Genomic DNA, 9,394 nt, shown 5'->3' with positions numbered 1-9,394 from the left:
GCAAACCGTTCGTCTGGACCGCCTCAGCCGACTCCATCCTCGAAAAGCTGCATAGACTTTGTTCGCGAATCAGCGGAACGGGACACTAGCGGAACGCCCGCATCTGCCCCGTCATCATCTGCAGCATCTTGTTGGCGGCCACCGAGAGCTTGCGGCCCACGCGCGTGACCATGTGCGCCTCGGCGTTCTCGAGGATCGGATGGGCGATCTCGATCGCGAACAGCTCCTTGGCCTGCAGTTCGGCCGCCACCGCGAAGGCTGGCATCACCGCGATGCCGAGTCCCGATTTCACGAACTCCTTCAGGATCGCGAAGGAATTGGTGGTGACGATCGGTCCGAGCCGCACGTGCTCGGCGTATTCCACGGCCTCCATCATCTGCCGCGTGCCGTAGGAGGGGTGGGTGGCCGCCAGCGGGTAGGTGGCGAGCTGCTGCACCGTCAACACCTTGTGGCTGCGGCGCGGGAAGTCGGGGCCGACGATCGCCATCATCGGCTGCCGCTTCGAGGCGCGCGACACGAGCTTGGGCTCGGCGGGCGGGTTGTAGACCAGGCCGATCTCGCCCTCATCGTTAGAGATTTTGCGGATCACGTCGTTGGTGCTGCCCACGTCGAGGTTGACGTGGATCCCGGGGAACTGCCGGCAGAACTGCTGCATTGGCCCGGCCAGTAGATCCGAGACGAAGCCCTCGCCGAGCACCAGGCTGACCTGCCCGGTCTTGAGCCCGCGCAGCTCCTGCAGGCGCGAGATCAGATCGTCGCGGTGCGCGAGCTGCTCGCGGAAATACTCGATCACGCAGCGTCCCGCCTCGGTGGGCGTCACGCCGCGCGCGTGGCGCTCCATCAGGATGGCGTCGAGCTCCTTCTCCAGCAGCCCGATCTGGCGGCTCACGGCCGAGGGCGCCACGTCGAGCCAGTCGGCCGCGGCGCGGATCGTGCCGCAGCGCACGGCCTCGTAGAAATAGACGATCCGGCTGTCGGTAAGGGTATCGCTCATGATTCTGGTGTTCTAAAAAAGAGAACAATATCAATATTGGCGTTGATTGATTATACGGATTGCCCGACCGAACATCGTGACCATGCAAGGCGTGCGCAATCTGGCGCGCCGGCCTCGAACCAACAGCTAACGGGAGTCGTCGGATGAAAACGGTGGGCGTGATCGGTCTGGGCAACATGGGGCGCGGCATGGCCGGTTCGCTGCGGCGCGGCGATTACACGGTGCTCGGCTACGACGCGGCGCCTGGCGTGGCGCTAGCGCTGGCCGGGCAGGAGGTGCTGTCGGCGCGCGATTCGGTGGCCGAGATCGCGCGCGACGCCGACGTGCTGCTGCTGTCGCTGCCGACCTCGGCGGTGGTCGAGGCGGTGGTGCTGGGCGCGGGCGGCGTGCTCGAGAACGCCAGGCCGGGCAGCATCGTGATCGACACCACCACGGCCGATCCGGACAGCACGCGGCGCGTGGCGGCGGCCCTGGCCGAGCGCGGCATCGGCTTCGTCGACGGTCCGGTGAGCGGCGGCCCGAAGGGCGCGGCCACCGCCACCATGACCATGGTGCTGGGCGGCTCGGACAGCAATATCGCGGCCATTGAGCCGATCCTCGCGGTGATCAGCGCCAAGCGCGTGCATGTGGGCCCGGTGGGCGCCGGCCACGTCACCAAGCTGCTCAACAATCTGCTGACCGGCGTGCACCTGCTGGCCGCCAGCGAGGCGGTGCGCACCGCGCGCGCGGCCGGCGTCGATCCGGAAAAGCTGGTCGAGGCGCTCAACGGCGGCTCTGGCCGCAACAGCGCGACGCTGACCAACTACCCGACCTGGATCTTCAACGGCAAGTTCGATTCCGGTTTCACCATGAAGCTGATGCGCAAGGACGTGCGGCTCGCGCTGGGCCTGCTCGACCAGTTCGACAGCGTCGCGCCGGTAGCGCGCGAGGCGGCGCGCGTGTGGGCCGCCAGCGAGGTATTCGTCGCCGACGGCGAGGACTTCAACCGCATCGTCGACTTTCTCGACCCTGCCTGAGGCCCAGCAGCCCGCGACACGATCCCGCTCGACTCACATATACGGAAACCTGACATGACCCAGCACGCAGACGAGTTGCTCGCCGCCTTCGCGCATTTCTTCCCCGGTGCCGCCACGATCGGCTCGTATATCGACGGCGAACTCGTCGCCGGCCAGGGCGACACGATCCAGCTTTACGATGCGGCGACGGGCGAGGCCACGCTCGCCTATCGCGACGCCGGCGCAGCCGTGATCGACCATGCCGCCGAAAGCGCGCGCCGCGCGCAGCGCGAATGGTGGGCGCTTACGCATGCCGCGCGCGGCCGCGTGATGCAGGAGGTGGCGCGCGCGATCCGCGCCGAGGCCGAGGCGATCGCGCGGCTGGAGGCGCTGGGCTCGGGCAAGCCGATCCGCGACTGCCGGGGCGAGGTGGCAAAGGTCGCCGAGATGTTCGAGTACTACGCGGGCTGGACCGACAAGTTCTACGGCAGCGTGATCCCGGTGCCGACCTCGCACCTCAACTACACGCGCCGCGAGCCGGCCGGCGTGGTGCTGCAGATCACGCCCTGGAACGCGCCGGTGTTCACCTGCGGCTGGCAGGTGGCGCCCGCGGTGGCGATGGGCAACGGCGTGCTGCTCAAGCCCTCGGAGCTGACGCCCTTCACCTCGCTGGCGGTCGCCAGGCTTGGCGAGCGGGCCGGGCTGCCGAGCGGCCTGGTCAACGTGCTGGCCGGCTTCGGTCACACCTCCGGGCAGGCCGCGATCGCGCATCGCGTGGTGAGCAAGGTGGTGTTCGTCGGCTCGCCGGCCACCGGCGCGCGCATTGCCGAGGCCGCCGCGCGCCGCGTGCTGCCGTGCGTGCTGGAGCTGGGCGGCAAGTCGGCCAATATCGTGTTCGCCGACGCCGACCTCAAGCGCGCCGCGCTGACCGCCCAGGCGGCGATCTTCGCCGGCGCGGGCCAGAGCTGCGTGGCCGGCTCGCGTCTGCTGGTGCAGCGTGCCGTCTACGACGAATTCGTCGCGATGGTGGCTGCCGGGGCGAAGAAGATCCGTGTCGGCGCACCGCTCGACGATGCGACCGAGGTGGGCCCGATCAACAATCGCAAGCAGTACGACCACGTGATGTCGATGATCGCGCGCGGCGTGGCGGCTGGCGCCACGCTCGCCTGCGGCTCGGCCGAGCGTGTCGGAGAGGGCCGCGGCGGCTACTTCGTGGCGCCGACCGTGCTGACCGGCGTGTCGAACGCGATGGAGGTCGCGCGCACCGAGATCTTCGGGCCGGTGGTGGCGGCCATCCCGTTCGACACCGAGGGCGAGGGGGTCGCGACCCCCAACGACACCGACTTCGGCCTGGCCGGCGCGGCCTGGACCACCGACGTGGCGCGCGCGCATCGCGTGGCCGCGCAGGTGAATGCCGGCACCTTCTGGGTCAACGGCTACAAGACCATCAACGTGGCCTCCCCGTTCGGCGGCTACGGCATGAGCGGCTACGGCCGCTCGAGCGGAGTCGAGGCGCTGTACGAATACACGCAGACCAAGAGCGTGTGGGTCGAGACGGCCGAAGCGCCGCCCACCGCGTTCGGTTATCTGTAACCACCGGCCCGCATTCGACGGCAGCCGGGCTTCAAGGGGAGATTCGTCATGGAACACGCACTGGGTATCGAGCGCCGCGAGCTTGGCGGCGCGGCCACCGCCAAGGTCCTGCTTTACGCGGCCGGCATCCTGCTGGTCGCCGAATGGATCGGCTCGTTCACGTTCAAGCTCGGACCGGGCAAGGTCGTGCTGCTGCCGATGATCTGGGCGCTGCTGCTCGGCGCCGCGGTGGGGCTGGCCAGCGCGCGCTGGAACAGCAGTGCGCGCCTGAGCGTGCCCGACCAGTTCTTCGCGGCCGCGATCCTGCAGCCGGCGCTGCTGCTGTTCGTCTCCAAGCTCGGGCTGATGGTGGGCAGCGCGCTGCCCAAGCTGGCGTCGGCGGGCTGGGCACTGGCCTTCCAGGAATTCGGCCACTTCGTCGGCACCATCCTGCTCGGCCTGCCGCTCGCGTTGCTGCTCGGCATCAAGCGCGAGGCGATTGGCGCGACCTTCTCGGTGGGCCGCGAGCCGAGCCTGGCGATCATCGGCGAGAAGTACGGCATGGATTCGGCCGAGGGCCGCGGCGTGCTGGCCGAGTACCTGACCGGCACAGTGTTCGGTGCGGTCTTCATCGCCGTGTTCGCGGGTTTCGTGAGCAGCCTCGGCATCTTCGATCCGCTCGCGCTGGCGATGGGCTCGGGTGTCGGCTCGGGCAGCATGATGGCGGCGGCCTCGGGCGCGATCGCCGCGCAGCAGGACCCGGAGACGGCGAAATCGGTGCTCGCGTTCGCCGCGGCCAGCAACCTGATCACCACCACCATCGGTACCTACTTCACGCTGTTCATCTCGCTGCCGCTCGCGGTCTGGGGCTATCGCGTGCTGGAGCCGCTGATCGGCCGCACCACCAAGGCATCGGCGCAGCCCGAAGTGGCCAGCCCGTCGCTGCGCGACGTGCGGACCGAGGCGCCCGCGCTCGGCTACGGCGGCAAGCTGTTGGCCTGGATCGTGACGGCCGCGATGGCGCTGGTGTGCGACTGGATCGCCCACGGCACCACACCGCTGGCGGGACTGCCGGGGATCGCGATCATGGTGTGCGCGACGATCGTCGGCGATGCGCTGGCGCGCGTGACGGGACGGCGGATTCCGGCGGTCTGCTGGGTATCGGTGGTGGCGATGTTCCTGACCTCGCCGTGGTGCCCGTGGGCTTCGCAGATCGCCGCGCTCAGCTCGCACAACGATTTCCTCGGGGTGACCACGCCGATGCTGGTGTTCGCGGGGCTGTCGATCGCCAAGGACATCCCGGCCTTCCGCCGGCTCGGCTGGCGCATCGTGCTGGTGTCCTTCGTGGCCAATGCCGGCACCTTCATCGGCGCGACCCTGGTGGCGCAGCTGTTCCATATCTGATGCCTCGCGGCACGGCGGCGGGCGGCATGAACCGTCCCGCCGCCGTGCCGCGACGACCGACAAAGCGCTCCCATCCGCATGAAACTGATCGATTCCATCGTCGCGCACGCCGACGAACTGACGGCGATACGCCGCGATATCCATGCCCATCCCGAGGTGGGCTACGACGTGTTCCGTACCGCCGAACTCGTTGCCGAGCGGCTCGAGCAATGGGGTTATGCCGTCACGCGCGGCATCGGCCGCACCGGCGTGGTCGGCACCTTGAAGCGCGGCGGCAGCGCGCGCGCGATCGGCCTGCGCGCGGACATGGATGCGCTGCCCGTGCAGGAGGCCAACACCTTCGCGCATCGTTCGACGGTGCCCGGCGCGATGCATGCCTGCGGCCACGACGGGCACACCACCATGCTACTGGGGGCCGCGCGCCATCTGGCGCGGCATGGCGAGTTCGACGGCACCGTACAGCTGTTCTTCCAGCCGGCCGAGGAGTCGGGCGGCGGCGCGCGCGCGATGATCGAGGACGGCCTGTTCGAGCGTTTCCCGGTGGATGCCGTGTTTGGGCTGCACAACTGGCCTGGCATCGCGGCCGGCGATTTTGCGGTGCGGCCGGGGCCGCTGATGGCATCGACCAGCCTGTTCCGGATCAACTTGCGCGGTGCCGGCTGCCACGCGGCCATGCCGCACCTGGGCCGCGATCCGGTGTTCGCGGCGGGGCAGGTGCTGAGTGCTCTGCAGGGGATCGTCACGCGCAACCGAAATCCGATCGACGGCGCGGTGCTGTCGGTCACGCAGGTGCATGCGGGCGAGGCGATGAACGTGGTGCCGACCGATGCCTGGCTCGGCGGCACGGTGCGGACCTTCTCCGATGCGGCGCTCGACCTGATCGAGACGCGCATGCGCGCCGTGGTGGCCGGGACGGCCGCGGCCTTCGATTGCGAGAGCGAGGTGGATTTCCAGCGCCAGTATCCGGCTACCGTGAACGACGCCGAGCAGACCGCGGTGGCGGTGGCGGTGATGCGCGAGCTGGTGGGCGACGCGCATGTGAACGCCGCCGTCGATCCGACCATGGCGGCGGAGGATTTCTCGTTCATGCTGCGCGAGAAGCCGGGTTGTTATGCGTTCCTCGGGAACGGGGCGGGCGATCATCACGTGCATGGGCATGGCGGCGGGCCTTGCCTGCTGCATAACGCCAGTTATGACTTCAACGATGCGTTGCTGCCGGTGGGGGCGAGTTATTTCGTGAGGTTGGTGGAGCGGGTTTTGGGGCGGTGACCTGAGCCGTTTCTTGTAGCCATTTGGCAAGTGAGTTCTCTTTTATCCTGGAGGCAAGGAGAACTCGATGAAGAAGCGATTTACCGACGAGCAGATCATCCGAATCTTGCGCGAGGCCGAGAGCCAGGACGAGACTGTGAAGGATCTGTGCAAGCGCCACAACATTCTCGGAACAGACGTTCTATCGTTGGCGCAACAAGTTCGGCGGCATGGATGTGGCCGACACCCGTCGGCTCAAGGATCTGGAATCGGAGAACAAGCGGCTTAAGCGCCTGATTGCGGAGCAATTGCTGGTCATCGACGGCCTGAAGGAATTCAGCCAAAAAAAATGAGCACGCCAACGGGCCGGCGCGAAGCGCTGGAAGTCCTGACTCGGCGGGGTCTCTCGCAACGCAAGGCATGTGGTTATCTGGGGTTGAGCCGCCGGGTGTCCTTCCATGCTTCCTCGAGAATGCTGTCGTATCGGATGAGACGCGCAGCCATATCAAGGCGGGTGGTGGACCAGATGTAACGCTGTTCGTGAGCGCGCCATTGTTCCCGTCTGGCTGTTGCGTAATCGCTCCTAGTGCCATCGACCAGTTCAATCTGTCGCGCCAGCATCGAGTCAGGTTCGTGTTCGACGGGGGGCAGAAGGGTTTCGAAGTCCGGCGCAAGTTCGTCCCTTTCAAGATTGGCAGCTATTTCAGAAATCTGCTTGAGAACCTCAATCTTGCTGATGAACCTCTCGCGTGATCCGGCCAACGTATAGACGATCTGCCTGTCCCACCAACCGATGAGCCGCTGTGCAATGGCGACCCTATTTGCCGGAAGGGCATGCGCTTCGGCGGCACGTCGTGTATGTCGCGCGCCCCGGCGGCGGCGCCGGCGCGTAATGGCTCACGTACATCGGGCCGTCAGCGCCATGCGGCGTTCTGCAGCACGATCCTGTAGCCGTCGGCATCCTCGAATGTCTGGCCCGATATGTCCCAGTACGGATTGAACGACATTACAGGCATGAAGCCGTGCGCGGTCGCACGCTCGCAGGCAGCTTCCCATGCCGGACGATCGGGCAGGTAGAAGACGATAAGGTCTTCGGGCGTCGGAGACGGGGCGATCGGATGGTCCGGGCAGTGCGTGAATTCGAAGTGGTAGTCGAGTCCTTCGCGTCCGAGCATCACGCCGGAAAAACCGTCGTGATCTTCGAAGCGCGCGAGCACCGACAATTCGAGGGCGTCGCGATACATGCGCTCTGTTCTGGCAAGGTTGCCAACCGGGCGGGCAATGCGCAGATGGGCGTGCAAGTTGGACTCGGGGGGGGGCGTGGCAGTCCCGCCGATGATAATCCGACCGATTCGGATTGTGGCGCGCCGGAATGCTCTGGCAGAGGGCGTCGGGCGGTATGGCCCCGCAATTCGCACAGGCAATAAAAAAGCCCGCTGCTTGAGCGGGCTGAATCCATGTTTGGAGACATGGAGGAGACAGACATAAATTTAAGGGAAAACCCGAGGGTTGGCAAGCCCCCGTTGTATCGATGCAACTTGCTGCCGTACCGGCCGCCTCGCGTCGATGCAACCGATACCGCACTCACATTCCGCCAGCCCGCGCGTGCGCCGCAAACGCACCGAACCGTTCCTGCGCGACAGGCAGCGCGTACTTGTCGCGCATTTCCGTCTCGATCCACGCACAGGCCTCGCGCGCGCAGTCGGTCAGCGCATGCCGCGTCGCGTGTCCGTCGATGTCGTAGACGAAGCGCACGCCAACCTCGTCGTCGGCAACCTGCCGCTCGAGCTGGTTGAGCTGCAGTTGCGGCCCGTGCTGTTGCGACAGCGCGCGCAACTCGTCGAAGTGATATTCGAGCCAGTCCGCGAAGAACAGCGCGTCGCTGTGGCACGGCAGGCGGAACGCCGCGCGCCGCGCCGGGCGCGGCCCGGCTTCACCGGCCGCCGCGTGCGGTTCGCTCGCCGCGGCGAGGGGCGCGCCGACGGGCGCGAGCGGGTGTTGAATCTGCCGGTAAGGTGCGTGGTCGCGTAGCGCATGCCACAGCAATTCGTCGCCGGCGGCGCCGGACGGCTGCATCGTCAGGTCGTGGCGGCCCTCGCCGGCCGGGGCGATATCGCGGATCACGAGGCGCAGCGAGCAAAGCGGCTCGTCCGCGACCAGCAGCGTCGCCGCGCGCGGCAGCCCGCAGACGAGCGGCGCGGCGCCGACGGCACGAAACACGAGCCCGCGGCGGTCGAGCCGCACGAGCGGCAGCGGCCTGGGAAACGACGGATAGGCGACCGCGATGCGGGCGCCGCTGGCGCTCGTCAACCCGGGCATCATCGCGCGAAAGACCTGAGACTGGTCCACGTTGGTTCTCCTTCGTTACGATGCCGCCCGGACGGAAACGCGCGTTCCGGCTCAGGCGGCGATGGCTTGCCGGGCTGCCTGCCCCGGCTCGATTCCTAGTGCCGCAAACGTTTGCGGATCAATATCGATCCAGCACGCGACCACCAGACGTCCGTCCACCTGCTTCGGCGGGCCTGCGCGGTGCGCGTGTATGCCGATCCGGCGGAACAGCCGCTCCATGCTCGCGAATGTCACGCCGATCAACTGCCGCGCGCCAAGCTGCGCCGCGCATTCGACCACGGCCGCGAGCATCGGTCGCACGGCCCATTCGGCATTGCGCGGCCCGCCTTCGTCGTCGGTCGCCGCGAACCTGGACAGCTCCCAGACGGCCGCCGATTGCGGCAGCGGCATGTCTGCGGCGATCAGGTCGGCGAACAGCGACTGCAGCAGATACGGGCGCGTCGTGGGCAGCAGGCGCGCACATCCGCACACGTCGCCGCCGGCATTTCGCGCGAACACGTACACGGTATCGTCGCGATCGAACTGGTCGCGCTCGAAGCTTTCGTTCGCCGACGGGAGCTCCCAACCGAGTTGTTCGACGAACACGCGGCGCCGGTAGCGCCCGAGATCCGCTGCAAGTTCGTGTGGCAACCGCCCTTCTTCGTGAACGAAGGTCCGCATGGTGTCCTCGGATTTGTGCTTTTGTATGCACGCATTACATCGCGCGGCACGAGGAGGCGGTAACTGGTAACTCTTACAGGTTGGGCGGCGCAAAGACGCCATTTAGGACGTGGTAACGGTTTCTTGATCGACGGGATTGAAAAACCGGGCGCTTTTGCTTATAAAGAGCGCC

At 67.1% G+C, this 9,394-nt stretch carries 8 protein-coding genes and 1 pseudogene; 5 read left to right on the top strand and 4 right to left on the bottom strand.

From position 1 onward, the window contains the following. Window positions 1–85 precede the first annotated feature (85 nt). Entirely contained in the window at window positions 86–994 is a 909-nt protein-coding gene (locus ACPUER_RS21485; RefSeq protein ID WP_425132056.1) for a LysR family transcriptional regulator, read from the bottom strand. A gap of 143 nt (window positions 995–1,137) precedes the next feature. On the opposite strand from ACPUER_RS21485, the gene ACPUER_RS21480 reads away from it, so the two are divergent. From ACPUER_RS21480 to ACPUER_RS21460, 5 genes and pseudogenes are all read left to right on the top strand, one after another. Then, on the top strand, window positions 1,138–2,010 hold the full coding sequence (locus ACPUER_RS21480) for an NAD(P)-dependent oxidoreductase (protein ID WP_425132055.1): 873 nt from the start codon (window positions 1,138–1,140) through the stop codon (window positions 2,008–2,010). Between the two features lie 54 nt (window positions 2,011–2,064). Continuing rightward, on the top strand, window positions 2,065–3,582 hold the full coding sequence (locus ACPUER_RS21475; protein WP_425132054.1) for an aldehyde dehydrogenase family protein: 1,518 nt from the start codon (window positions 2,065–2,067) through the stop codon (window positions 3,580–3,582). Between the two features lie 48 nt (window positions 3,583–3,630). Next, window positions 3,631–4,965, top strand: a complete 1,335-nt coding sequence (locus ACPUER_RS21470) for a DUF3100 domain-containing protein (RefSeq protein WP_425132053.1) — start codon at window positions 3,631–3,633, stop codon at window positions 4,963–4,965. Window positions 4,966–5,043: 78 nt separating this feature from the next. Then, window positions 5,044–6,234, top strand: a complete 1,191-nt coding sequence (locus tag ACPUER_RS21465; RefSeq protein ID WP_425132052.1) for a M20 aminoacylase family protein — start codon at window positions 5,044–5,046, stop codon at window positions 6,232–6,234. Window positions 6,235–6,301: 67 nt separating this feature from the next. Then, window positions 6,302–6,673: pseudogene (locus tag ACPUER_RS21460) on the top strand (transposase); the annotation flags it as partial. Between the two features lie 454 nt (window positions 6,674–7,127). On the opposite strand, the gene ACPUER_RS21455 reads toward ACPUER_RS21460, so the two are convergent. From ACPUER_RS21455 to ACPUER_RS21445, 3 genes are all read right to left on the bottom strand, one after another. Continuing rightward, a complete protein-coding gene (locus tag ACPUER_RS21455; RefSeq protein ID WP_310140928.1) occupies window positions 7,128–7,514 on the bottom strand; it encodes a VOC family protein in 387 nt (128 codons plus the stop codon). A gap of 283 nt (window positions 7,515–7,797) precedes the next feature. Then, on the bottom strand, window positions 7,798–8,562 hold the full coding sequence (locus ACPUER_RS21450; RefSeq protein WP_425132051.1) for a hypothetical protein: 765 nt from the start codon (window positions 8,560–8,562) through the stop codon (window positions 7,798–7,800). A gap of 51 nt (window positions 8,563–8,613) precedes the next feature. Continuing rightward, a complete protein-coding gene (locus ACPUER_RS21445; protein ID WP_072442486.1) occupies window positions 8,614–9,222 on the bottom strand; it encodes an acyl-homoserine-lactone synthase in 609 nt (202 codons plus the stop codon). Between the last annotated feature and the right edge of the window lie 172 nt (window positions 9,223–9,394).

This window comes from Burkholderia sp. DN3021, assembly GCF_049805555.1.
In the GTDB taxonomy this organism is placed as follows: domain Bacteria; phylum Pseudomonadota; class Gammaproteobacteria; order Burkholderiales; family Burkholderiaceae; genus Burkholderia; species Burkholderia pyrrocinia_C.
The sequence above is the reverse complement of the archived record's forward strand: the minus strand, read 5'-3'. Positions and strand labels throughout refer to the sequence as shown.

Excerpts from the sequence above, each read along its gene's own strand:
- ACPUER_RS21475 (WP_425132054.1), top strand. The coding sequence starts at position 2,065 with ATGACCCAGCACGCAGACGAGTTGCTCGCCGCCTTCGCGCATTTCTTC.
- ACPUER_RS21480 (WP_425132055.1), top strand. The coding sequence starts at position 1,138 with ATGAAAACGGTGGGCGTGATCGGTCTGGGCAACATGGGGCGCGGCATG.
- ACPUER_RS21465 (WP_425132052.1), top strand. The coding sequence starts at position 5,044 with ATGAAACTGATCGATTCCATCGTCGCGCACGCCGACGAACTGACGGCG.
- ACPUER_RS21470 (WP_425132053.1), top strand. The coding sequence starts at position 3,631 with ATGGAACACGCACTGGGTATCGAGCGCCGCGAGCTTGGCGGCGCGGCC.
- ACPUER_RS21445 (WP_072442486.1), bottom strand. The coding sequence starts at position 9,222 with ATGCGGACCTTCGTTCACGAAGAAGGGCGGTTGCCACACGAACTTGCA.
- ACPUER_RS21485 (WP_425132056.1), bottom strand. The coding sequence starts at position 994 with ATGAGCGATACCCTTACCGACAGCCGGATCGTCTATTTCTACGAGGCC.